The 22815-nt window shown below is 36.8% G+C and carries 30 protein-coding genes; 1 reads left to right on the top strand and 29 read right to left on the bottom strand.

All coding sequences use genetic code 11. From position 1 onward, the window contains the following. Positions 1-195 precede the first annotated feature (195 nt). From ACAN56_RS14370 to ACAN56_RS14360, 3 genes are all read right to left on the bottom strand, one after another. On the bottom strand, positions 196-879 hold the full coding sequence (locus ACAN56_RS14370) for a DNA-methyltransferase (RefSeq protein WP_379143600.1): 684 nt from the start codon (positions 877-879) through the stop codon (positions 196-198). A 47-nt stretch (positions 880-926) separates the two neighbouring features. After that, a complete protein-coding gene (locus tag ACAN56_RS14365) occupies positions 927-1562 on the bottom strand; it encodes a recombinase family protein (protein WP_379143598.1) in 636 nt (211 codons plus the stop codon). Between the two features lie 282 nt (positions 1563-1844). After that, positions 1845-2036 (bottom strand): hypothetical protein, encoded by a 192-nt coding sequence (locus ACAN56_RS14360; RefSeq protein ID WP_379143596.1) that lies wholly within the window; start codon positions 2034-2036, stop codon positions 1845-1847. 442 nt (positions 2037-2478) lie between these two features. On the opposite strand from ACAN56_RS14360, the gene ACAN56_RS14355 reads away from it, so the two are divergent. Then, positions 2479-2775 (top strand): hypothetical protein, encoded by a 297-nt coding sequence (locus ACAN56_RS14355; protein ID WP_379143594.1) that lies wholly within the window; start codon positions 2479-2481, stop codon positions 2773-2775. 423 nt (positions 2776-3198) lie between these two features. On the opposite strand, the gene ACAN56_RS14350 is transcribed toward ACAN56_RS14355, so the two are convergent. The 26 genes from ACAN56_RS14350 to ACAN56_RS14225 form a co-directional block, all read right to left on the bottom strand. Next, positions 3199-4482, bottom strand: a complete 1284-nt coding sequence (locus tag ACAN56_RS14350) for an RES domain-containing protein (RefSeq protein WP_379143592.1) — start codon at positions 4480-4482, stop codon at positions 3199-3201. After that, positions 4479-4697, bottom strand: a complete 219-nt coding sequence (locus ACAN56_RS14345; protein ID WP_379143590.1) for a hypothetical protein — start codon at positions 4695-4697, stop codon at positions 4479-4481. The genes ACAN56_RS14350 and ACAN56_RS14345 overlap by 4 nt, the downstream gene beginning before the upstream one ends. A gap of 34 nt (positions 4698-4731) precedes the next feature. Continuing rightward, a complete protein-coding gene (locus ACAN56_RS14340; RefSeq protein WP_379143588.1) occupies positions 4732-5274 on the bottom strand; it encodes a DUF429 domain-containing protein in 543 nt (180 codons plus the stop codon). Between the two features lie 231 nt (positions 5275-5505). Beyond that, positions 5506-5742, bottom strand: coding sequence for a hypothetical protein (locus ACAN56_RS14335; RefSeq protein WP_379143586.1), 237 nt, complete (start codon positions 5740-5742; stop codon positions 5506-5508). A 120-nt stretch (positions 5743-5862) separates the two neighbouring features. Next, positions 5863-6120, bottom strand: coding sequence for a DUF7662 domain-containing protein (locus tag ACAN56_RS14330; protein ID WP_379143584.1), 258 nt, complete (start codon positions 6118-6120; stop codon positions 5863-5865). A gap of 215 nt (positions 6121-6335) precedes the next feature. Next, a complete protein-coding gene (locus ACAN56_RS14325; protein ID WP_379143582.1) occupies positions 6336-7649 on the bottom strand; it encodes a hypothetical protein in 1314 nt (437 codons plus the stop codon). A gap of 12 nt (positions 7650-7661) precedes the next feature. Then, positions 7662-8948 (bottom strand): hypothetical protein, encoded by a 1287-nt coding sequence (locus tag ACAN56_RS14320; protein ID WP_379143580.1) that lies wholly within the window; start codon positions 8946-8948, stop codon positions 7662-7664. Between the two features lie 699 nt (positions 8949-9647). Further along, complete coding sequence (locus tag ACAN56_RS14315; protein ID WP_379143578.1) at positions 9648-11711, bottom strand: hypothetical protein; 2064 nt, start codon at positions 11709-11711, stop codon at positions 9648-9650. 3 nt (positions 11712-11714) lie between these two features. Continuing rightward, on the bottom strand, positions 11715-12218 hold the full coding sequence (locus ACAN56_RS14310; protein WP_379143576.1) for an ABC-three component system middle component 4: 504 nt from the start codon (positions 12216-12218) through the stop codon (positions 11715-11717). After that, positions 12215-13453: an ABC-three component system protein gene (locus ACAN56_RS14305; RefSeq protein WP_379143574.1), complete on the bottom strand. Its 1239-nt coding sequence runs from the start codon at positions 13451-13453 to the stop codon at positions 12215-12217. Before ACAN56_RS14305 ends, ACAN56_RS14310 begins: the two co-directional genes overlap by 4 nt. A gap of 84 nt (positions 13454-13537) precedes the next feature. Then, positions 13538-15118, bottom strand: coding sequence for a diadenylate cyclase (locus ACAN56_RS14300; protein ID WP_379143572.1), 1581 nt, complete (start codon positions 15116-15118; stop codon positions 13538-13540). Positions 15119-15613: 495 nt separating this feature from the next. After that, positions 15614-15751, bottom strand: a complete 138-nt coding sequence (locus ACAN56_RS14295) for a hypothetical protein (RefSeq protein ID WP_379143570.1) — start codon at positions 15749-15751, stop codon at positions 15614-15616. 234 nt (positions 15752-15985) lie between these two features. Beyond that, the gene (locus ACAN56_RS14290; protein ID WP_379143568.1) at positions 15986-16180 is read right to left on the bottom strand and encodes a hypothetical protein; all 195 of its coding nucleotides are present in this window, start codon (positions 16178-16180) and stop codon (positions 15986-15988) included. A 65-nt stretch (positions 16181-16245) separates the two neighbouring features. Next, entirely contained in the window at positions 16246-16425 is a 180-nt protein-coding gene (locus ACAN56_RS14285; RefSeq protein ID WP_379143566.1) for a hypothetical protein, read from the bottom strand. Positions 16426-16774: 349 nt separating this feature from the next. Beyond that, positions 16775-17140, bottom strand: a complete 366-nt coding sequence (locus ACAN56_RS14280; protein WP_379143564.1) for a hypothetical protein — start codon at positions 17138-17140, stop codon at positions 16775-16777. Between the two features lie 155 nt (positions 17141-17295). Continuing rightward, on the bottom strand, positions 17296-17604 hold the full coding sequence (locus tag ACAN56_RS14275; RefSeq protein ID WP_379143562.1) for a zinc-finger domain-containing protein: 309 nt from the start codon (positions 17602-17604) through the stop codon (positions 17296-17298). Positions 17605-17659: 55 nt separating this feature from the next. Further along, positions 17660-17845 carry a hypothetical protein gene (locus tag ACAN56_RS14270; protein WP_379143560.1) on the bottom strand — a complete coding sequence of 62 codons (186 nt, stop codon included), beginning with the start codon at positions 17843-17845 and terminating at the stop codon, positions 17660-17662. A 34-nt stretch (positions 17846-17879) separates the two neighbouring features. After that, positions 17880-18182, bottom strand: a complete 303-nt coding sequence (locus ACAN56_RS14265) for a DUF7678 domain-containing protein (protein ID WP_379143558.1) — start codon at positions 18180-18182, stop codon at positions 17880-17882. Then, entirely contained in the window at positions 18166-18390 is a 225-nt protein-coding gene (locus tag ACAN56_RS14260) for a hypothetical protein (RefSeq protein WP_379143556.1), read from the bottom strand. Before ACAN56_RS14260 ends, ACAN56_RS14265 begins: the two co-directional genes overlap by 17 nt. 57 nt (positions 18391-18447) lie before the next feature. Continuing rightward, complete coding sequence (locus ACAN56_RS14255; protein ID WP_379143554.1) at positions 18448-19113, bottom strand: hypothetical protein; 666 nt, start codon at positions 19111-19113, stop codon at positions 18448-18450. A 143-nt stretch (positions 19114-19256) separates the two neighbouring features. Continuing rightward, positions 19257-19895, bottom strand: coding sequence for a hypothetical protein (locus tag ACAN56_RS14250; RefSeq protein WP_379143552.1), 639 nt, complete (start codon positions 19893-19895; stop codon positions 19257-19259). Beyond that, positions 19888-20100 carry a hypothetical protein gene (locus ACAN56_RS14245; protein ID WP_379143550.1) on the bottom strand — a complete coding sequence of 71 codons (213 nt, stop codon included), beginning with the start codon at positions 20098-20100 and terminating at the stop codon, positions 19888-19890. The genes ACAN56_RS14250 and ACAN56_RS14245 overlap by 8 nt, the downstream gene beginning before the upstream one ends. Before the next feature lie 44 nt (positions 20101-20144). After that, complete coding sequence (locus tag ACAN56_RS14240; RefSeq protein WP_379143548.1) at positions 20145-20594, bottom strand: hypothetical protein; 450 nt, start codon at positions 20592-20594, stop codon at positions 20145-20147. A gap of 136 nt (positions 20595-20730) precedes the next feature. After that, positions 20731-21006, bottom strand: a complete 276-nt coding sequence (locus tag ACAN56_RS14235; protein ID WP_379143546.1) for a hypothetical protein — start codon at positions 21004-21006, stop codon at positions 20731-20733. Between the two features lie 184 nt (positions 21007-21190). After that, a complete protein-coding gene (locus tag ACAN56_RS14230; RefSeq protein WP_379143544.1) occupies positions 21191-21373 on the bottom strand; it encodes a DUF6906 family protein in 183 nt (60 codons plus the stop codon). Positions 21374-21429: 56 nt separating this feature from the next. After that, entirely contained in the window at positions 21430-22806 is a 1377-nt protein-coding gene (locus ACAN56_RS14225; protein WP_379143542.1) for a replication protein, read from the bottom strand. Positions 22807-22815: the final 9 nt, after the last annotated feature.

The raw sequence follows: 22815 nt of genomic DNA, 5'->3' as shown, positions 1-22815 counted from the left end.
GATCGAAACGCTGCATGTGGTTCATACCTATACTAGGGAGAACTGTAACGACAACTCTTGTCGTCACTGATAAGCATATCCATAAAATGACACGTACGTTCCACCAACAATATCATTATTATTTAAGTACGGGGACGTTAATTAATAACTCCAAAGAGATTAAATCGTGCTATGAATGATCGTAAAAAGTATGCCTTATGTAGATTCGCGGTTCAATCGCTCTAACGAGACCTGAGCCCAACCTGGATCAATTTCAAATGCATCCCATTTGCGGTTTAAGTTCTCTGCAGCCTCTGGAATAACACCGCTTCCAGCGAATAAATCAACGACATACTCATTTTCCTCGGTACTGTTCTCGATGATCCGTTTCATTAAGTCTATAGGCTTTTCTGTAGGATGTATGGTCTGATTCCCTGGAATCCGGGGGATTTGCCATACGTCCGTTTGATTCCGTGAGCGTATCCGTCTGACGTTCTTCTTGCCCTTCACGGCCATAATAATAAATTCATGTTGATACCGGTATTGCCACCCCATGCCCATGTTTTTCTTATCCCATACGATGCAATTCTTAATGGTAAACCCGGTAATCTTAAGCCATCGGACCATGTCCGGGTAGGTGCGCCAATCGATAAAGATGTACACATGACTTCCCGGTTTCAGGATTCGATAGGCTTGCTTCAGCCAAGCGAGGCAAAATCTGCGGTAGTCGGGAAAAGGTAGGTTATCATTGGCGAAAATCTGAAAACGAGGTTTATTATTTTTAGTATAATTTGTTCCTCCGAATTTCAAATTATACGGTGGATCGGCGATCACTAAATCTACGGTTTCATCTGCAATTACTTTTTGAGCACCTTCTATACAACTATCCAAATATAACATTTTAAGTCCTCCCATTGGTGTATTTAGTTCCAATGGTTATATACGGATTAATAGGAACATAGGTTCCTATTATTTTCAGGCAACTTACTTTCATATTCTTTCACTCTACGATAAAATGTAGGCTTCTTCATTCCGATCCTTCTCATCGCTTCCGTTGCAGTAAATCCCCCGGACTTCCATTCCTCATACACTTCAATAAATTTGGTATCAATTTCATATTTGGGTCGACCAAAGGTAACCCCATCATTTCGAGCGACCTCAATGCCTTCAGCCTGTCTCGAACGATTCTTCTTCCGTTCCTGCTCAGCCACATATGCCAGCAGGCTTAGAAATTGATCTTCCATGACCTTTCCGAAGTCTCCCATCGTCTTAAACTTTCGGGAGTCGAATAGTATTTCGTTATCCAGACATACAATGTCCGCACAGATCTCTCGTGTGATATGCTTCCACTCGGTAATGATACCGTCATAGTCCCGGCCTAGCCGATCCAGTGCATCCAAATAAACCAGATCTCCTTCCCGTAGCATAAGCCGCATCGCCTGATAGCGTGGACGATCAAAATCTTTGCCACTCTGTTTATCGACAAAAACAAATCGCTCCTCGATCCCTAACTCCCGGAATTTCAGAAGCTGCCGCTCTACATTTTGCTCCTTCGTTGAAACTCTTCCGTATGCAATCTTCAATGGAACCCCTCCTAATAGAAAAAACGTCTCAAATGACCCCTTGAATCACTGAGACGTTCCATAATTGATTTTATGGCTTTTTGAAACGAACTAATGCCCAGTTATTCCTCTGTCTCAAAATGCATGCTTTTTGGAACTGTTTCTTCATTAAAATAGAAAGGTGACCTGGGTCACCTCAAATTGAAACTCATAAATGAAAATCTATTTATATCGTTTACACACGTACTCTAATTGCTCAACTTAATATGCTATTTTCCCAAAGAGCAAATTTCTTCGTACTCTTTAATATGTTGTATCGTTAGTTAGTGTGATGTTGTCTGTGCCAGCGTAAGTAACACGAGCAATTTTATTGTCCGCATCTTTTATCTTCACTGTGTACCTATCAACTATCTTTATTTCCAGTAACTCCGTTACGAAATTTGCTTCTAGCCATTTCAAAATATAAAACTGCTCGACCCTTTCAGCTTTGATCATCTCAATCCTCCTTGGCTTTATGGTCTACCGATCAGTGTCTTCGTACTGCGTACCAAAATAATTATTTTGACCCTTTGTAAACTGGTAATTCTAGCCCTTTCATTATCGCTATTAATTGGACTGTGCATAGATTCAATCCCTTGCTGCATCAGCGTTTAACAGTGTGCATTATTCTTAGATGCTGATGCTTTATTGTATATGTACATTCAAAACAAGTAAAAATAATGTAAATTTACAAAATAGTTTAATTCTCTTAGTAATAACTACATATGCAGTCCTTTGCCTCTCTGATGGTATATGAGACTAATCAGTTGCTTAAAATACATTGTGCTTCCCTGTATTAATAAAATTGCAAATTAATTGTCAATGTTATATTTAAAACTACAAAGACAAAATCACGCATTTTTATGCTACGCTTAAAAAAAAGAGTGAGGTGGTTAAATTGACCAAAATTAACAATCACTTAAATTCAATTGGCAAAGAAATTTTTATTACCTACTATAATGACTTGAAGAATTTTAACCTCAACAAGGAGGAGCTTGCAGTACGGATGTGCAATGAGAATCCAGATGCACATTCCCTCAAAGCCCAAATTATTCGCATCAACTTATCCAGAAAGCTATTCGAAAGAAATGAGCATATTGAAGCCCTTCGAATCATTGTTGCTTCGATTAAGTTGCCTAAATGGGTTGTTGTCAAAGCCTCTGAGTTGTTAAAAGATGAAATTGTGGAAGCTTGAATGAAGGGGCTGTATGATTTCATACACGTGTGAATGTTCGATACAATAATAATATTCCAGATTGACGCTATATACAAAATGATATGATTTCAAACAGAAAGCAGAAACCTTAGCAAATATGGTTTCTGCTTAGAATTACTATTTCAATTGTAACAAGTATTCACCATCAGGAATTGTTTGTTTTACAAAGCCTGATAGTGAGGCTGGATATTCACCTAATCGAGTAGTGAGTATAATCTGATAATCTGATGATTGTAGTTCAGATATCCTATCCATACATTTATCCAGATTGTCCTTATCAATCCCTAAGCTTTCAGGAGTATCTATAAGTGAAAATTTTGGATAAACATTATGTATTAAAGAAATGAAATAACCTCACTGAACTTATACTTGTGATTACATCGATTTAAGCATAAATAAATTCTATTTAATTAAATTCAGCATTTCCACAATACTTTTTTCCCGATATTGACTATTTTCATAAGTCACTTTAACTTTATATTGTTCTACAACGCCCACAACACTTAAAAATGTTCTAAGTTTTTCATTTTCAAAAAGCGCATAGTTAGTGTAATTCAAATTAACATTCCCAACACCACTATATTTAACACCATCATACCCTACTTCTTCGCAACAAGAGCCAATAAAATTAGTAAAAAGATATGCTTGTTTCAATAAATTACTTTCTGAATTTGGAGTAGCTATAAATCCCTCAAATTTTTCAAAAGCATTATCCATATCAAATAATCTAAATTCGTTATTCACCTCAAAAGAAACTATGTCAATAATTTGTGCGTTAGTTGGATGAAGCTCATATGCTAATACTTCTTTCTGGTCACTACAATACAGAACTGATTTACCAATTGAATTATATCTTCCATGAGTTGCCTTACCTTGCGGAGGACTCCAAAATTCATGTTCTAAGTATGATTTTTCATCCTGATGCCTTACTCTTCCTCTAAACAAAGATTTGTTATTAGCTAAAACTACAAATTCTTTTGAAAATAAACTTTGCTTAATAGCATCGTAAAGCTTCTTTCCAGTTTCGTTTGCAAGACCTAACATCGGTTGTTTTTTCAAAAACTCTTTAAACTCTTCAAGCTCATAGTCCCTAATAGTGATATTAAATTTACTTGCAAATCGAATAATGTTCCATCCCCAAAAATCTTCCACTTCTTCTTCAAAATATATTTTATCCCACATATCAAATCTATAATATTTTTTGGGATCACCATAAGGATATCTAGGTGATCCATACCCACATTCCTGACATACAAGTAATTTTGAAACCAATTCAATTATATGTTCAGGAAGGTCATTATCTTCTAAGTATGAAGCAATATAAGAGCCATATTTATTTTCATTAATCAAATCATATGGCTCACCCTGATTTACGTTATAAACATGTTTTTCCATAGTATATCCGCTACAATTTCCACAGCAATATATCTCCTCTGAGATTTTGGAAGCAAATGCTCCTGACGCGACCTGAACGAATCTAGCGTATTCAACAGAGTCTTTGAAGTATAACTCTCCACCTAGTAAGTATTTGTTACAACGTATGCAACTATACTCGGTTGGCTGATTGTATCCCACAACATGGATTGTAGCTTGATCTAACTCATCAATTTTTATCTTATACCGCCATAAAGGTTTAATCAGCTCCGTACATTCAAAACAAATAATTCCATCATTCTGATGTTTCATTTCATCACCTTCCACTCAGCATAAATCATAGAACGCTTAAAACAAGTACCTGGTTCTAAGCCTATTGACAAATTCCTTTTGAGTTTTTCATTATTTAGATTCGTTGCTTCTTGAGCGTCCCCAAGTTCTCTGAAAGTGGTCTTTTTTGTAACTGATATTTGAGCTGCTAACGCCAACACAATGGCATCTAAAACATCATCTAATCTTTCATTCATCTTACAAACTAACACATGCTCCCTTATTTTCTCTTCAACAATATCTATATGCTCTTTTAGAATATTTAGCCTCTGATAGTACTGTCGCACTACTCTTCTTAGAAAGTTCGCCTTTTTTTAGTCCTGAAAAACAAAGTTCTGGATGAGACTCAAATATTTCGCCCTTAATTGCTCTACCGTTTGTTTCTAAAAACGTTCTTACTTCTTCTATCTTAGGCATTATTGCCACTACCTGTGAACTTAACTTGACTCTACTTAACTTCTGGTTCAATTCTTTCTGAATCTTGTTTAACTTCTTCTTTTGTTTATCTATTTTTATCCACTTCGAATAAGCATTAATATCAGGTGCAAAAAAGCAAGAGCTACGCCCGCTGATCAAATCTCTACATAAAGCATCGCATTGGCGATATTCTGATTTATCAGCTAATCCAATTGGAATATCTATTAACACTCTTTCTAACTCCTTTTCTTCTAAAAGAAAATTGAGATTATCTTTACAATAAATCTTAAGTTTGCGACCATTGAGTTCGGCTACTACCAAACGACTTCCCGCAGCATCAATTCCAATGAAAGACAAGTCGATATCCCTCCTTTAAATAAAGACAATACTACAAGTAAACGATTTGCAATGTGTTTTTTTTTTGGATGTGTAAGGTGAAATTCAGGTGTAGATGTGGGGAAGGTGCAGAGTGAAAGCATCTACTATTCATTAGTAGTCCCGATATCTAATTCAAATGAACTAAATGGGTGTAATGCTATTATTCGACAAATACACTTCTTCCCCTGCATCTACCTTACATCTTACATTTCACTTTTTTTGGGGATGCGCTAGTCGAAAGTAATTTTCAGAAGTAAGCACACGACAGGCTCCTCTTGCGTAGTAGGAGCCATTTGCTGCTTTAATAATATCAGTATTAAATCCTACAATTACCGATTCGTCAGCATTATTATGATCATCTCCACAACACAAAAGCACCCTTACCTTCGACAAAAAACAACAGCTAAATTGCTCATCTGTTACAATCTCACGTAATTCTTTTTTCATTATTATCCTCCCAAAAGACAAAAAGGCACCCTCCATATCGCAATAGCGATTGGACGGTGCTTCCGTCTTTAATGTATTTGATTATTTGAAGTATAGCATTAACTCATTCTGATTAAAAGTCTATAACTTATGTTCATTCTCTTCAGAGCTTCTTTTTTGAAAAGTTATTGATACTCCAAGTTGCTTCTCAACAACTATCCAGCCAGATTCAATCCAGCCATGCGTTTGGGTATGGCTTTTGGTGGAATTATCCCACCAGGCATCATGAATATAGGCAGATTGAGGCAATTTAAAGCCAAGAATCTCTTCAATTTCATCATAAGATAAGGTTAGTGTTGCTGTATCAAGGTATTTTCTTAATGGCTCGTACTTACTCACATAACATACTTCCCTTCAAGAATTTTCTAAAGAAAGACCCTAATGAAACTCCCCACAGCAAGCTGTGGGGAGTTTCATTCAACAATCTTGACCACTAAAAACCACTTCGGAATACGCCTTTTATTAAATATATGCTCTTTCTCCATTAAGTGGGTATTAATTCTTTAAAGGTAGCCAAAGAACCACATCCTCTTTTCATTAAATCATTGTTTCCTCTATATTGAAGATTTGGTTGTATTAAACTGTATATACATATTTGATGGAACACCTAAAACCTGAGTTACAAAAGTTATTATAGTCTTCATCCCTCTAAAATTGCCTTCAATATTTGTAAACATTTCATTGAGTAGAGACAAGTTTATTCTCCGGTCTAATAATTCATTTTCCATTAATACAAAGTCAAGCGGTCTTAGAACATCATAATAATCTAGTGGGTTATGCACAATTCTTGATAATAAGTCGTTTAAAGGTTGAAAATACGAAGGGGGATTGTTTTTAGCTAAGTCAGTTATATTCGGAATCACAAAATCAGGATATTTTGATTTTGTGATTTCAAATGCAGCTCTAAATGAGGCATTCACTAATTCATTCCTCTTTTTAGCATCAATGCCTCCATTAACAACTTCTTCGTATAATGCACTAGTTCTTTCTCTGTCATCCAAATAGTAAAGCTCTTCACATATACTTAACACTGACAATGCAAATAGTATAGTCACCTCATACACTGCCCATTTAGAAGCCATCAATTCGTTTGGTTTCATTGCTTCGAAGGGTAATGATGCAACTTCTCGTAGAGCAGCCATACTTTTCTTTAGTCTTGTATAAATATCATATGACCAATATTCTATTGAAATAAATGTTCCAATCTTTTTATATTGGGTATTATTTGGAATTGATATACTTGTGAATTCTTTTAACTTTCCAGAAATAGTGGAAGGATTCCAAGACCCCATCCAATTATTTGCTTTAATTTTATAATCTTGCTCCAATTTTTCAAGTTGATGCAATTCCAATATTTGTATGTTGTTCTTGCGTGCAAAATTCTTTATAGGACTTCTTATATTAGATTTAATGAATAAAATATCATCTACATCAACAAACTGACGTACTCCTTTTATCCACGAAATTCTTTCATGAGGTCTTGCCATCCCAGCCTTACAATCTACCCAAACTTTCTTAGATCGAAAATCCTTATGAACATATACCCCATAAACATCTAAATCAGTAATCGTCTCACTTTCATCATCTAGTGATGTTTTGACAATAATATTACTTCGAGGATAGTAACCCATGTGAAATAAAAGTCTTTTGGCTCTAAACTCTAATAATTCACCAACCTCATTCCCCTTATTCTTTGGTTTTGAAGTGGAGTTTTTACTATAATTTTTCGATTTACTATTTTGGGGCTTGGTGCTTTTATTATCACCGAGCGAAAATTCCAATTGTTGCTCATTATGTGATTCTACTTTCCCATTTGATATTGCTTCAGATAACGGGGGTGTTACTAATTCATCTTTTTCTTTGCTCATCATATCTCCCCCTTATAAATTCTCGTCTCTGAGGACACGAGTTAAATAATCCATAGCTTCTGCAACATTTTCAGTGGATTTACCCATTTCTAAGCGATATTCTTCTGGAGACTTGAAATTATCATACGGTTGAACAGCCAATATATCATGCGCATGATCCCTATCACTTGAAAAATTCATATTAAACAAAGGATCTTTTATAATTTTCAAGGCTTCTTGAGCAACATCTTTTTTTATTAACTTCATTTTATATCGGTCGCCCCATACTTGTTGTACTTGTACGATACCTCTTTTCTCAAGAAGTATGTAATCCGTTCCATTTGCTGAGTGTGGTGAAGTCTCCATCCTTGAAATAAAATTAGATAAAAAGCGTTCTGGACTAAATATGGTTGAATGCTCAGTATAATTCTGACCAAATCGAATAGAAGCCAATAGGACTTTTACATCATCGAGTATATCATCATTATAACCGGATATTTCCAGTAAATTAGTACTGAACGCAAATTCTTTAGATATTCCACGCTTTGATGAAATTGTAGTTGGATTTATCATTCCAACCTTTTTAGCAATATCAAGTAATTCCACATCTAGAATAGGTAATTTCTCTAATGGGTACCCTTGATAGTTCTGAATAGTATCAACAACATCTCTCAGGGTATGTTTTTTACCTAAATCTAAAGATGAAACTGTCATTGCAATTTTCTCATGATTGGGACCCCAAACATATTCGTTACTATAAATAGGCTCTTTTCCTTTGGTCTTAGTGAGCTTTTGAATTAGTCTAAATTGTTCTTGTAAAGAACAAGCTAAATATATATCTTCCTCAGTAAAGGTCTGCCCTGCCAGAAGATTCATTAACTCGCTTTGTAATAAAGGAATTTTTTTTGTTTGGTCTAGAGTTTCAACAGCAATTCTTTCGATATCTGAAGGATTCAAATTTTCATATACTTGACCTGTTATACCTAATACTTGATTGTTTGCCAAGACATATTCTTCTAGTCTTTGAAAATCCCCTGTCGAATTTCTTTTGATTTCAACTTGTTGATCTGATGCTTTTTCAATTTCAGGAAGAATGGTTCTGTGTAATTCTTGCTTTCCAATACCTACTGAAGAAGCCATTTTCTCAAGCTTTTTAACATTATCAATAATGGAATTCCCTCTAATAATCCCCAATAACCGTCCAGCTTTTCCTGCTACATTTAATGAATCGAACTCATCTAAATGAGGACTATCAGGTTTATAATTTTTCAAATGTTTCTGGGTTGCTATTGCCCAGTAGCCTTCTTTTAAATTCCCCATCATTTTGTCTCCAATCATCTAGTCAAATTTATTATGTATATTCTAAGTTAGAAAGTTCAGTTATTCATTTTCTAAAACTAATAATATGCTGGGTCGAACTTAATGTTAGCCAGCACTTAACTTCTGAATATCATAGAGTGCTACATCAGACTTTATAAGAACGTCTCTCTTTTAAACCCTCCATGAAATAGCTCAGTTAATAGATCACATTCTGTCTTGCTTTTGTTTTTTAACCATACAATATTTACCTATATTATATATTTACCTACGACTTAATTCTAGGTATAATAACAATATCTCCAAAAATATTTAGGTTTTTGGTACTACATAAAAATAATTATTAAAAGTATAAATGTCACATTTTTATGAAAATAGTGCTCATTACCTAAGCGCAAGCAATTTTCATTGTATGACTTTATAACCCCTCTACCCTCAAACCTATCTTCAAACCATACCTCTACTTCAACGCGCGATTGAAGACAGTTTTCAATTTGTTTCAAGGTACAGACTCGTAATAATCTTCTATTTTTTTCATTGTAGCCCGCCTTCACATAAAAATAGCACCGTTAAAAAAGGGCATCAAATTGATGCCTTATTTTACGGTGCTTCCGTTAGATTAATATAAATTCACAATAATCAATTCTTTGCTAAAAGTCAATTACTGCTAAATTAACAAATTCAGCAATACATTGTAAATTCTTATTTCTGCAGCTTTAATTGATGTTCAAATTGAGCATCATCAATTAGACCAATTTCACATTCATTGCTACCATCTACTTTAAAATGTTTAACAACAAATTGTTGCAATTCATCTTCTACATCTGCCGGAAGGTCATTATCCACAATAATTATCTGCATTTGATGATTATATTTTTTATTGAATCCAATAAAAAATTCATATAGATTCTTATATTTGTGAGGATCAGTTATATTTTCTATTAAATCTTCTGCTACATCTGTATCTTCATTTTGTTGTTGAATATATTGGTTTACTAAATTATTTTGATTAACTGGGGTCTCTGAAAGTTTAATTCTTGTAGCTGTTTTACCAATATACTTCCCCACTGTATCTATCATTAGAAATCGTGGATAATAGGTATCTTTAAGAATTGAATTCTTTAAAATGCTCATAAGAAAACCTATACTTACAAGGGTTCTTAAACCTCCAGATGTAAGTTTCACGTAATCACGATTCCTAACTACAGGTAGAAATGTTTTTTCACTCACAGAAATATCTGAAGGATTTCTTATAGGGATAAATTTTAAAAACTCATCCAAATGATCTGTTATATCTTGTAATACTGCATTTATTGACGGTGTAGTTAGCTTTAAATTTTCAAGTTGCCCTTTTAATGAAAGTATTTGAGTGCTAAGTACTTCCCCTTCATTAAATAGCTCATTCAGTTGCTTTCTTAATTTTTTAAAATGCTCTATTTTTTTCTTTTCTTCAATTAATGAAGCCTTGCTGGACATTACAATATCACGCTGTTGAACATAAGGAGATATAAATTTATTAGTTTCAATATCAAGAAAATCCTTGTATTTATTTAGATTTTCTACGAGTAATCTAATTTGATTATCGATTGTTGTAATTTGTTGCCGTTCGTCTTCAATAAAACTTTCGATTGATTTAATATGAGAGTTTATATGTCTAATTTCCACTTCAATAGTATTAGTAGAGTTAGCTCCTAATTTAGTTTGTAAAAAGTCAAAGCTCATTCCCCTTTCACATATAGGGCAATCAACATTAATTGATTCACTTCGCGGAAGCCTTTTTGTGATGTTTAAAGAAGATTCAAGTTTTTCCTTATCCAATTGATAGTTCTTTTTCAAACGTAATTTTTGTTCCAGTTGGGTTTCTTTGTTTCTTTTTTCAATTGATTTTTGATTTATCTTATCTTGAAATTGCTGTATTGTTTGACGTATTTCATCGAATTGCATTGTATCGGATGTCATATTACTTGTTATTGTTTTGATATCGCTTTGAACCTTGTCCATTTTATCTGCGATAATTTCTAATTCTTCATTTAAACTTTCTAGAGTACCTAATTGTGTTTCTCGAAAAAATGAAGATATATTCTTATAACTTTCCTCTTTCTCCTTTTTTAGAGCAGTTTTATTACCTATGTCTTCCTCTAAATCAGCTATTTGAGTGTCTAATAGTTTATGTATAAATTTAAATGTTTGTTTAACCTTGTTATACTGGGAAAAATTCTTATTATCTAGTAAATTCTTACTCCCCACATCATCTTGATCTAAATAACAATATTTAAAAATATCTCGAAAGCTCAAACGAACCTGAGAAGAATCATCTTTTGTGGGAGCTTGTCTGACCTTAATAATAGGAAGATTTAAAGCCTGTAGCATAAAATCAGAAAAATAGCCATCTTGTCCAGATTTTTTGTAATTCGGACCATATTCTCTTGGAAAGATGGTATCTATATTTGCAATGTCAGAATTAAAAACCTCGACAAAAGCACTTGTATCAAATAAATCACGCTTTATTGTGAATTGCGTTCCGTTTAAACTTACTTGTAGAAGACAATACAGTCCATTCATCTCTAACTCCGAATACATATCAATTTCAGAACCACCAAGGCAGTAATTAATTATATTAAGAATGCTCGACTTCCCCGTGTCTGAATCACCATAAATGATATTTAATCCTTTTGTAAATGAAACGATATAATTTTTCTTTCTCCCAACAATCACTAGTTTTTCAACAAATAAAGAAGGGGATGAAACAATGACCTTTTCTCCCATGTCCTAAACTCCTTTAATAAATGGTCTGATTTTCTTTATTAACTGTAATGTTGAGAAGTTCCGCAGAGGAAGTACAGCTAAACTAAGTTGCTCTATTCTTAATAAGTAGGGAGATTCATCTTCAGTGATTAATCTTTCGCCTTTTGTGGTAGAGATATAAAAGATTGTTTCATTCACTTGTATCTCGATAAAATCTAATGTTACAAGAATTTGAAGGTATCCTTTTATGGACCCATAATCAAGCAGTGAAATAACACTTGGATAAAGCGAATCTATGGTGCCATAATCTGTTTCACCTATATCAATAGTATTTGCCTTTCCCTCTGTTTTCAAAACTTCATTTAAGATATATGGATTTTTAACCAAAAAATCGAAAATAGCTATCTTTTCATTATCAAGAACTGCTTTCTTGTTTTTATTCAACCCCAGTTTATGAATTATTACCATTAAGCGTTGTATACGAACTCCTAAGTCTAGTTCAGGAATAATAAAAGGGACCTTTTTCATAAGCTTTTGTTCCTTCTCAGTTCCTCGAAATTTTTAATATTATGGCCTTTTGCCCACCAAATATCTTCATCAAAATTATTAGCAAGTTGTTGAAGCATCCCATTCTTGTGGTAAGCATTTAAAATTTTATGTGTTTCCGTTGCTGATAAAAAAGTGTCATTATTATCACGAATTTGGTTTTTCACTTCACGTACTAACGCATTACTGTCTTTTATTTCATTGCTGCATAATTTCGAAAAAGCGTCAATATAAACATCATGTATTAAAACATATAAGCTATCTAATTTTTCCTGGGTTATCCCCTGAGCTAACAAAGCACGTGTAGCATATTCGGCATTAAAAAAAGATTCTTTCGCTCCTTCAACAAGTCCTGAATGAACATCTGCAATAAGTAATTTAATAGCAAAGATTTCATTATCTAAGCTTTTTCCATCTTTTAGTTTTTTTATTTCTAAACTTGTTTCCATATTTACCTTGTGTATGAATTTAATTAATTCTTTTTTTATAGCTAAGATAGTATTTTTCTGAAATCTATCTGGTTTAGTAATAGAAAAATGGTCATCATCACAAGCAAAAATATCACTTTTTTCTGCTCCGTATGCTACTGCGCTATTTTCATTTACAACAAGGTCGTCTTTACCATAGAAATATATAGTTCTTGGGATCACTTCTTGTTTGTCATGCCAATCACGATTTAGTTCATCTAACGTATCACTCAATGGAGCAAGGTCTATTATTTGTTTGTTATTAAACAAATTCTTACCTAAAGCACCCCAATTGGACCCCATGTGCGGGGTAGATAGCGATAAAAATAATTTTATTTTTTGATTAGATCCATATCTCTCTATATTCTCCAATATACAATATTTAGCTATTAATCCCCCCATACTATGTCCGGTAATAATGATATTTTCATAATCATCGTAATTCAAAAAAATCTTATCATAAACAAAATCACCTAAAGTTATGACTCCATTATTTATTGGGACATATGTGGATCTGTTCTTAAACAGCATCTTAAAAATATTTAATCCAGCCCTAACTTCTTTAAAATCAGCTATTTTAGTATAGTAATCAACATAAGCCATATCAAAGTTATTTTTAATCTCATCATCTTTTAATAGCAAATCAGGTAGTGTTAATCCATCAGATTCCCAAGTAGCATTACCACTGGTGAATCCGTGTAGAAATAGAACAATATTCTTTTTAGGAGAACTATAAGTTGATTCGTCCATCTTCCATTCACCTCATATATTCTTTGCTTACTTTAATATGCCCTAGAGCGGGCTACCTTATGAATAGAATCCAATGAAATGCTATTAAATTTTAAGTACGATGTTGCCGTCTTTAAAAACTGAAATATCACCATCTTCAGAAACTTTAATCGCTAGTCCATAGTAAGAAGCATTAATACTAGCATTAGTTCTCGCACCAAATGCAATTTCACTGTCCTTGCTCTTTTTAGCGGGCTGGATCATTTCACCAAAGGACAAAATATTATAGTTTGTATCCAATATTACTGCACCATCTATACAAGCTATAGACTCCAACAAATGCATATCTACTTCTTCAATATTTTTTGATTGATCATGAGTTCCTGAAAGAATCAATTTATATTCAGGTTCAGTTGTTTTTAATTTAAAAATTGGTTTTTTCAAAAGTTGTCTAACTTCTCTTTTATTTAACCCCAGTTTCTCTTTTGGATTATTTAGAATAACGAATAATGCTCCATTATTATTTCTAGATAATTTACGTATAAGACTAAATAAGTACAGGCTTTTTTTTGCTCTTTCCGTAAATGAAGAAAGTAAGGTTGATTTATCTCTTATGGACATTCCTAAAATATTTAGTACTTGGGGGCTAGAAAAACTAAATAGTAAAGAAAACAATAAGCCATATTGTTTTGCTTTCCATCTTTTATTTTCTAATGAAAGAACAAAATTATATTGACTGAGCCATTGTATCTCACGATTATTAATTTCTATAAAAATAAAGTTTTCAAATTTATTTTTTTTGGTCTTTATTAACTTTTCTAATTCCTCATCTGGATATTTAAATAACCTCATGACGTTACCCAAGACTGCTGATAATTCATCATCTGTGAAAGGTTCCTCGAACATTTCTCTTTCCTTATAAATTTGGGTTGCACTTTTTTCTATGAGAGCATTGTACGCCTTCAAGCTTGCAACTAAGATTGAAGGAATACTTTTAGAAAAATAGACAGCTTCAATTACTTCATAAATACTTTTGCTGTCTTTTATCTTCTTTACAAACCCTACTACTTGAAATTCATTATTGACGACCAAGGATAAGGATTTATTATCAATGAGTTTTAATAAAGGTTTTTCACCTTCAATGAATAACTTAAGCGACTTTTTGTTTTGAATTGGAATATATTCGAAGTCGAATTCATTTAGTTCATCGAAAGCTTTATCATTCAAACAATAAAAAACTCCCACACTAACAGGAGCTGCCTCATATGTTTTTAAGCTTATTTCATTAAGTTCTTCGATAAATTCCAATTGCCTTAACTTAATATCTTCAGTTTCTTCATCATGTGTAGGAAAGATCAAATTCATAGAAGAATCTTCAACAATTGAAAGCCTTAACTTCGCTTTCAACTCACCTTCATTAATTATTTTCCCAATTGTAAGTTCTATAGGTCTCAATAATGTATCGAATATTTCTTCATCAAACTCTCTCATTGAAGATTTAAAATTAAGTCTAGCTCCTAATGAAAAACTGTCTTCTTCTTCTTCTTCTTCTTCTTCTTCTTCTTCGTTTTGCTCCTCAAAATAAAATTCTATATCTGTACCAATAAAGTCTGATATATAATGATTTAAAGAATTATATAAGTTAATCACAAAATCAATTGCATCAGTTTCATTAGGTATTTCCATAAGACACCACCATCTTTGTGGAATTTTTTTTGGACTACTCATATTTTTTTAAGTTATTTTTTCAGCTTGTACTTATTACGCCATCCGACGATCATGTCAAATAGATAAAAGAGTTTCTACTTGTAATCCTTCTTGCTTAGGCTACTTTTATAGTTACTGAATACATACGAAAAGAAAAATGCTTGGATGGACGCTAATAAATCTATTTTTGGTGAAAAATTTCATCTCCATAAATTTCTACAAATTAAGGGGAAAGTCCTGCTATAAATACAAAAAAAACCAAATTACGCATTGTAATATGGAAGTGCGATAAATAGGAAAATCAATGAGAGATTCACTAATAGGTTGATAACTCAAGAAAAATAGCAAAAGCTAACACCAAAATCAGCAAAAGCCAACAATTCTGCACAGATACGACTTGATATGCAGGGTAAATAAGTACCACAAGTTCCACATTTTCCGCCCAAATGAATCTTCCTTTCATCGTAACGTGCATTACTCAACGTGATAAATCAGAATTTCGTCCGTCATATGTTCCTCGACTAAATACGCCTTTATTTCTTTATCGCTATCGACATCGACTGTTTCTACCGTGTCTATGCCGTCTAATAAAAACCAAACTTTCTGTTTCATACGATCAACCCTTCTTCGCTATATGCGTCTACCGCCAGTGTCTTCGTACGGCGCACTAAATGTTCAAATCGTCATATTCAGGATCGTAATCGCATCTATCCATTTCGTCACAATCCCCACAGCCACAGTTAATACATACATCGACTAGCACAGTCTCCCTTTCACAATGCGAACATACGATTTTTCCGACATAGGTTTCATCAGGAGTGCTCCAGCAGCAATTAGTCGCTTTCTTCATAGATCGTAATCAAAATCAGCATTTCTAGCTTTGATATCTGCTGCATGTTTCTGACAATCAGCATAATTGCCAGAGTACACGACATTAAAATCGCAAGTTTCATCATCTAGTATTTCGCAAATCTGATACTGTCCTTTGCGAATTGAAAAATCCAAGACATATTCCGTTCCACCTGTATAGAATCTTTCCATTTCCCTTACCCCTTTCTTGATTCACAGCATGCGTCAACTGCTCAGTGTCTTCGAAGTGTGAACTACTAATCGTAAGCTCTTGGATTTGTATCATGGTCACAATTTCCGCTATGGTAGGTGCCATCTTCCCTTACCAAACAATCAGGATAACCGCAATTACAAGTAGCCCATTCGCACTCACATTCAGGTTCATCTTCTTTAGCACCACAACCTATAAACACATCATGAACACCTATTTTTTTCATTATTCTCACTCCTTAACAGTTTCTGTCTATTATTGATTACGATTTTTTTCATTAAGTATCCTTACATCCAGCGATATCGTGAATAATGGTGAAGTGTTTTATTTTCCAAAGACAAAGCAGTGGTTACAAAGTTCATCTTTATTGATCATTTTTTCATTGGAACATTTTTTACAAATCCCTAATTTGCTATTATCTGGAATATAATCATTTGACTCATTTGCACCACAACTTTTACATTCCAAATTAGTCCAATCCATAGTCTCCTCAGAACAATGTGGACATTCCATTCAATAATCCCCTTAGTACGCATATTGTGTTCACTATGACAATACCCCTCACTTATATCCTCCTAGAATAGTGTTAATTGCACCGTCTTTCGCGGCTGATGTAGCACCCATTGCTCACCGTATTCTCGCATCCATTCTTCCGGAGTCTTCCGTCGGTTCCACTCACTCCGTGGTATCCAGCTGGTGTTGTCGCCCAGAATAGCCGCCGAGTACGGCGCGAACCATTCATGCCGCATCATTCCCAAAAGTTGAAGCTTTGCCCGAATGCTGCTGCTCAGCAGTCCATCCAGATATTGCATACGGCTGAGCTCGTTCATCGGGACCAGCCCGCCAATAAAGAGCAGTGATTCCGTCTGCAGCATACTTTCATCGCCGCCTGGCTGCAGGATGGGTACGGGCCTCGGCTCCGCATGTCCTTCAGATACCATTCCGTCGCCTCTGGGTTGCCTATCTCGTCATATTGTATGTATTGGTGCCGGGATTTCACATATGGTCAATATAAGCCCGGTAACCTTGATAAGATATGCAATCCTCTGTAAACGTCCCGGGGTCCCATATAACCGTTCTGAATCTCAGATATCGCTCAAGCCAAGATGGATACTTCCGTAGCAGCGTGGCACTCAGGAGCCAGTAAGGGACGCTGCTTGCTTGTTCTGCCAGGTGCTTCCGGTTCACTCCGGCAACATAGATGATTCGCTTCACTGCGTACGCCCCTTTCCAGTTCCTTGCCTCTAAGCTGCAGCAGGCCGCCTACCGGACATTCCCTGTTGCAGTAACCATCAATTCGCGAAAAAATGCTTCCGAACTCTTGCATAAGTGCCACACGTTGCGGGCAGCTCGCGCAGTATTGCAGTGCATCGCTTATTTCATTAACAATCTGCGTCCGGTACATGTTACTGCTCCTTCCTGGTTGAACCGTATGCATCTACCATTCTTCACACACGGTTTTATCGAAACATCTGTTTATAATCCTTGGAATCGAATTTCCCCGTTTCCCGATCGACAGCCACCAAACCGATATCAGTGTGAAACACATGGCATCTATCATTTGAATGTGCATATTGAACTTCTTTATAATCTGCTTCTGTTAATACCCGGCACAAAAGCATTTGTTCAAACAAACCTAGCTCCATAACTTACCTCCTAACCTGGTGGACTCATCGGAATCTATCGTGAGGCCTCAATAGACCAGTCTAGTACTTGATCATCAAACCACCTAACTACCGCTTCAATAACTGCACGAATCTTGCTGTCTTCTGGAGGTTTACCATGCCAGCCCCGATCATAATTGGCCAGCCTTTTACAGAACTCTTTTTGTTGATCCGGATACACGGTCAACCGACTGATTCGACCTTCTGATATCCCATACGAGGATGGCTCTGAAAAAACTTGTACTTGTACAAAGAGGCCTTGAATCTCTCCTTCAAAGATGTCCCCTGCGTACAGGCGACCTTTATATACCATTAGCATTATTTTTTTCTCCTTCTTTGGCAAATGATTCATATTCATCAGTCATGGCAGAATCCCCCAATACATTTCCGTTAAACAGGACTTCTAGTGCTGTTTCAGAGGCATGCCCTTTTTTCAAAAGATCGGTATACATCCATTTGAGATAAGCATCCTCTTTAACAAATCTGAGCATTTGCGCTGCATTGAATACTGGATAATCAAAGTCCATACCACTCATCCTTTCTACAATATAGGTAAGGAGCAAAATAGACTCCCTGATCATTCTTTAAATAATTCGTAAGGACTGGGCCAGTAAAATAAGTGCTGTTTTTTTAACCTGATAATATTTAGCGCGGTACCAGTTGAAATTGTTCATGAGATACTCATCCAATGCTTCCTCGCGGCAAAAGTATTTAGCCTCAATAAGCCTGAGTTGATCAGGATCAAGACTACGCAAGGCCTTTTCCATGGGATATAACTGATCCTCCACCTCCCAAATCTCATCCTGGAGGCGTTCAGCTCTATCAAACATGCTCATGACTGCGTGCTCGGTGGAAGAATGCGGAAGTCCTGATCGGCCACTGACACCGGTAAGCTCCATTCCAGCTGTAACTTTCGGCTCCTTCGGCTTAACTTTTTGAAGTTCTACGTCTAACCAGTGTTTACGCTTATTTGCTTGGTAATATTGCTTTAAGCGGTACTCTACGATAGAAACGTATTGCTGCCGAATGGCTACAGGTATATTCATTTCAATTTGTTCCACTTCTTCATCGCAACTACTGACTGATGATTTACCTGTTTTCTCCAAATGCTCCTTTATGATCATCAGTTCCTGTTGCACAGCATGTGAAGAAGTTGTCTTCACTGATTTTTTCAACTTTTGGTATCGGGCAAACAACCAATCTACCGGCACCAATGAGATGTTTAGCTCTGTGACCTGAAAGTTCTTCAATCCCCCACACTCCCCCCCCGATAAGCCCTCTGTCTCTTCCAACTCAAAATCCCAAGAACTTTGTTCAAATTTCTTTTTACAGACGCTGCACTGGAAGGCGTACTCTCCTACTTCATGGCACCTATTGCCGCAATGAAGGCAAATCAATTTCGCTTAGTCGCTGCTTTCTGAGCAGCCTCTCTTGGTTTCAAGTATCCCAACTCCACAGCCATATACCGGACTGCTTGCATGTCCTCTTCTGGGTATCCCCAATGTGGGCAATACAGGCCGCCATAACCGTTGTTGTGATTAGCATCATCGTCACCATTGATATAATCCCGGAAGTCACACATCAAGCCCCACAACGTGCCACCGTGGCTGAAATGGTAGTGTTCATCGGGCATCGATTCATGCAAAAGCAATGGGGTCCCGGTGTAGTCGTCTACCAGCCAAAGTTTGCCTGAAGCCCAATTAAGCTGTGCGTATCGATCGTACTTGGCCGAGTAAAGGAATTTCCGCCCTCTGCTGCCGATCTCTTTGATTAATGCGTTGACAATATCAATCCTATGTTGAGAGTGGAACGGAGTTTCGCTTGGTGCTGGTTTCGACTGCCCAACCTTGCGTACCCTAGCAATCTTCAAATAATCGAAAAAGGTCATATCCGGGTCACAGTCACTAAAGCTAAGGTATGCATCATATTTGGCTGCTCCAGATGATTTCGCTGTTTTCAATATTGAATAATCAGGAAATTCGTCAAAGTATCCGGGATATGAAATTTCATATAAATTCAGTGCCTCATTCATACTGGTTATCCTCCCAATCGTCATCGTAATCGTAATCGTCAAATAATGGGCCATCATCTTCGTCAATATCCAGCGACTCGTATTCCTCATCCTCACAAATCATGCGTGCATCCGCCCATTCTGCGCCGCATCTGCTGCATACCAGGTCGCCGCCGCAAGTTGTTGGAGGCATAGGGTTATCGCAATATTTGCATTCAGCGTGCATCGCTTATCAGCTCCTTTTTAGGGGAGAGGGTGGTTAACCCTCCCTCAGTCCTGAAATCCTACAACTCCGGGGAACTCTGACATACCGCGAATCATTTCTCGCAATGTCATGCCGCCCTCATCCGCCCACTCCAGCTTTTTGTCCATTGGGAAATCAGATACCTTGTAATCCTTCCATTCAACCTCGGGGATGTTGTGATAATTGCGGTACCATACTGCTAATGCTTCATTAGGCTCATGCCCTACTACAATTTCTGTCCGATCCGGTCCGATGGCTACGGCGTGAAGTTCAACCTTCTTCAAAAACTCAGTAGCAAAGCCACCGCTCTTTCCTTCCAACAGCACCACTTCTGATCCGCACAGGTCCCACGGCTCCGATTTCACCGTCCAAACTTTATCCTTATTTTCTTCCTTACGTGCTTCGTAGCAGGAATGCATGATTACCTTGTCTTCCGGTTGTAGTCCTGATTTCTTAAACTTTGGTTGTTTTGCCATGTCATTTATCTCTCCTTTGTAGGTTAGTTGGTTCTCATTACCTCGTGCGGAAGTAGCTTGTCCTTAATCACTCCGTTAGCATCTGTACGATCATACAAAACTACGTACCGATGTTGGGTATCGCTAGTGCCTTTTATTATCTGCGGCAAACCCAGGCAAACGCCTTTTCCCCACGCCCTGAATCTTCAAGCACATAAGCCACACCTTTGGTCACATAAATGCTGGGACATACCCTGAGTGTTCCGAAAGCCGTGGGAATGGAATGATATTGTGCCATCTCAGAATCTGGGCATACATGCAATTTCAGGCGCTCAATTTTGCATTCCTTGTCTTTAAGAAGCAGATGCTGGAGTGCACTGTTAATCATATCCACGGTACGTGGGTGAATCGGACTCGCGGTACACTGGTTCATATCAACGGTACCTCCTTCCTAAAGTAGCTGTAACTGCCCGAATTGCCCGGCTGCTATCGGATTAATCCTCCTTTAACTACCGTTTTATAATATAAAGAGATCGTATGTTCTGTTTTTAAACCGTGAGTATCCTCTCTGGAGCCTACTGCTTCCCCAAAGTTCAATCTTTCTGATGATTCTTTAATTACGACAAGCAGTTCACTACGCGAGTAGTACCCTTCTTTTTGTGCAGCAGCTCCAGCTGCTCAGGTGTAGCACGAAGCACTAACCAGTTCTCAGGAGTAAGACGGTGCAGGCTGATCACTTGCTTTTGCCGCCGTGTTGGACGAAATCCCCGGTTCTTTTTCGATTCTTTGACAGTTTTCATAGTTAGCCTGACTCCCCTTCAGTTAGTTAAAGTGACAAGTTACCCCTTATGTTCTATTAGATTTTCCTTATCGATAAACTTGCTTGTTCCTGATTTTCTAGTTGTTTCTTCTCATATTCCTCTGCTTCAGCCAGAAGCTTGGCAAACACCTCATCTTGCACAGAAATTTCTTCAGCAGTAAGTGGTTGATTTGACGGAGTACAAATTTCAATCTGCGGCTTTTTGCTTTTTCCGCTATCGTTTCGCCCTCCCCCGGATCTCTTTGCTGATGCCTTGGCATCCTTTATTTCCTGAGCTTTCCGCATCATTTCAGCCATTTCTTCCGGAGTAGGAGGATCTTCACTGCCATCATCGACAGATATCGGAATCTGCTGCTTTCCACTTCTACTGGTATTTCTCCCCGATCCCTTAGGAGTCTTGGGTTTCCCTGGAGAAATAAAAGATGCGTCCGTCTTCTCGGTTTGTGGGCTAGTCGTGCCACCACGATGTTGATAGCCATTTAAAATGCCTCGTATATAGGACAGGTTCTGTTTTTCCGGCCCACCTCGATAAGCCGCCCTCATTGCTGCATGCAGCCATGCCCCTCCGAAGTCGTCAAACAGTGATTTCAAATCCTCTTCGTCAAACGGGGCAACCTTTTTACCTGCCAGAAAGTTATTTGAGTAATTGATCATGGCACTTTGGAATGAATCAGCATCTTCTAGCAAATCTAGAGGTTCCCTTGTAGTTATTGTTGTAGTAGTAGTTCTTTTAAAAGATTTAAAGATAGCTTTAATACTAGCTTTAGAAACGCTGAACCCGTTGATATGACTAGGATAATCGCGCCTGACGTTTCCCTTTTTGGGAAGTGTGCGTTTCCCCTTTTGGGAAATGAATGATTCCTTCTTTGGGAACTCGTTTCCCTTTTCGGGAACCGGAGGATTCCCCATTCCGGAACTCGGTTCCCCTTTTGGGATAACACTTCCCTTTTCGGGAACTGGATTCCCATTTGAGGCACCCGTTTCCTCTTCCGGGGACTCATTTCCCTTTTTAGGAATCGAAGGCTTCAATAAATTGGGTGAAGGCCGGGCAAGATTCATATTAATCAGTTCTTTGAATTTCTTTGCAGAACTGGACACTGTATCAATTTCCCATTGGTCATAGTGCTTATTGACTTGGAAAATATTCATAAGTTGATCCCATAGGATGACATTTCCGGCGACTAATCCGTCTAATACTTGACGGATGTGGTTACTACCGATACCTGCTTCTTGAAAATTCTTCAATTCCGGAATGATTGCCGATGGCTTCCCGCATCCCCAGCTCAAGGTCAGAATAAAATCAATGACATTCCTCTGGCGCTGAGAAAACTTCCGCCGGATCAGCTCTCGGTGTATTTCGTGCGATATTCTGATGTGTGCATCCGTTGGCTGAGGATTAACACTGGAATCCACGGCATCCCC

The sequence above is a fragment of the Paenibacillus paludis genome, assembly GCF_042610515.1.
In the GTDB taxonomy this organism is placed as follows: Bacteria; Bacillota; Bacilli; order Paenibacillales; family Paenibacillaceae; genus Paenibacillus_AQ.
This window is presented reverse-complemented; position numbering and strand designations above follow the sequence as displayed.

Bases quoted from the DNA above. Each gene is read 5' to 3' on its own strand.
- ACAN56_RS14370 (WP_379143600.1), bottom strand. From the start codon at position 879: ATGTTATATTTGGATAGTTGTATAGAAGGTGCTCAAAAAGTAATTGCA.
- ACAN56_RS14290 (WP_379143568.1), bottom strand. From the start codon at position 16,180: ATGGAAAGATTCTATACAGGTGGAACGGAATATGTCTTGGATTTTTCA.
- ACAN56_RS14350 (WP_379143592.1), bottom strand. From the start codon at position 4,482: ATGAAACATCAGAATGATGGAATTATTTGTTTTGAATGTACGGAGCTG.
- ACAN56_RS14250 (WP_379143552.1), bottom strand. From the start codon at position 19,895: ATGAATGAGGCACTGAATTTATATGAAATTTCATATCCCGGATACTTT.
- ACAN56_RS14360 (WP_379143596.1), bottom strand. From the start codon at position 2,036: ATGATCAAAGCTGAAAGGGTCGAGCAGTTTTATATTTTGAAATGGCTA.
- ACAN56_RS14310 (WP_379143576.1), bottom strand. From the start codon at position 12,218: ATGAAAAAGGTCCCTTTTATTATTCCTGAACTAGACTTAGGAGTTCGT.
- ACAN56_RS14305 (WP_379143574.1), bottom strand. From the start codon at position 13,453: ATGGACGAATCAACTTATAGTTCTCCTAAAAAGAATATTGTTCTATTT.
- ACAN56_RS14325 (WP_379143582.1), bottom strand. From the start codon at position 7,649: ATGAGCAAAGAAAAAGATGAATTAGTAACACCCCCGTTATCTGAAGCA.
- ACAN56_RS14295 (WP_379143570.1), bottom strand. From the start codon at position 15,751: ATGAAACAGAAAGTTTGGTTTTTATTAGACGGCATAGACACGGTAGAA.
- ACAN56_RS14240 (WP_379143548.1), bottom strand. From the start codon at position 20,594: ATGGCAAAACAACCAAAGTTTAAGAAATCAGGACTACAACCGGAAGAC.
- ACAN56_RS14230 (WP_379143544.1), bottom strand. From the start codon at position 21,373: ATGAAAACTGTCAAAGAATCGAAAAAGAACCGGGGATTTCGTCCAACA.
- ACAN56_RS14245 (WP_379143550.1), bottom strand. From the start codon at position 20,100: ATGCACGCTGAATGCAAATATTGCGATAACCCTATGCCTCCAACAACT.
- ACAN56_RS14320 (WP_379143580.1), bottom strand. From the start codon at position 8,948: ATGGGGAATTTAAAAGAAGGCTACTGGGCAATAGCAACCCAGAAACAT.
- ACAN56_RS14285 (WP_379143566.1), bottom strand. From the start codon at position 16,425: ATGAAAAAAATAGGTGTTCATGATGTGTTTATAGGTTGTGGTGCTAAA.
- ACAN56_RS14345 (WP_379143590.1), bottom strand. From the start codon at position 4,697: ATGAATGAAAGATTAGATGATGTTTTAGATGCCATTGTGTTGGCGTTA.
- ACAN56_RS14315 (WP_379143578.1), bottom strand. From the start codon at position 11,711: ATGGGAGAAAAGGTCATTGTTTCATCCCCTTCTTTATTTGTTGAAAAA.
- ACAN56_RS14270 (WP_379143560.1), bottom strand. From the start codon at position 17,845: ATGGAGCTAGGTTTGTTTGAACAAATGCTTTTGTGCCGGGTATTAACA.
- ACAN56_RS14235 (WP_379143546.1), bottom strand. From the start codon at position 21,006: ATGAACCAGTGTACCGCGAGTCCGATTCACCCACGTACCGTGGATATG.
- ACAN56_RS14265 (WP_379143558.1), bottom strand. From the start codon at position 18,182: ATGCTAATGGTATATAAAGGTCGCCTGTACGCAGGGGACATCTTTGAA.
- ACAN56_RS14335 (WP_379143586.1), bottom strand. From the start codon at position 5,742: ATGAAAAAAGAATTACGTGAGATTGTAACAGATGAGCAATTTAGCTGT.
- ACAN56_RS14275 (WP_379143562.1), bottom strand. From the start codon at position 17,604: ATGTACCGGACGCAGATTGTTAATGAAATAAGCGATGCACTGCAATAC.
- ACAN56_RS14260 (WP_379143556.1), bottom strand. From the start codon at position 18,390: ATGGACTTTGATTATCCAGTATTCAATGCAGCGCAAATGCTCAGATTT.
- ACAN56_RS14300 (WP_379143572.1), bottom strand. From the start codon at position 15,118: ATGGAAATACCTAATGAAACTGATGCAATTGATTTTGTGATTAACTTA.
- ACAN56_RS14280 (WP_379143564.1), bottom strand. From the start codon at position 17,140: ATGGTATCTGAAGGACATGCGGAGCCGAGGCCCGTACCCATCCTGCAG.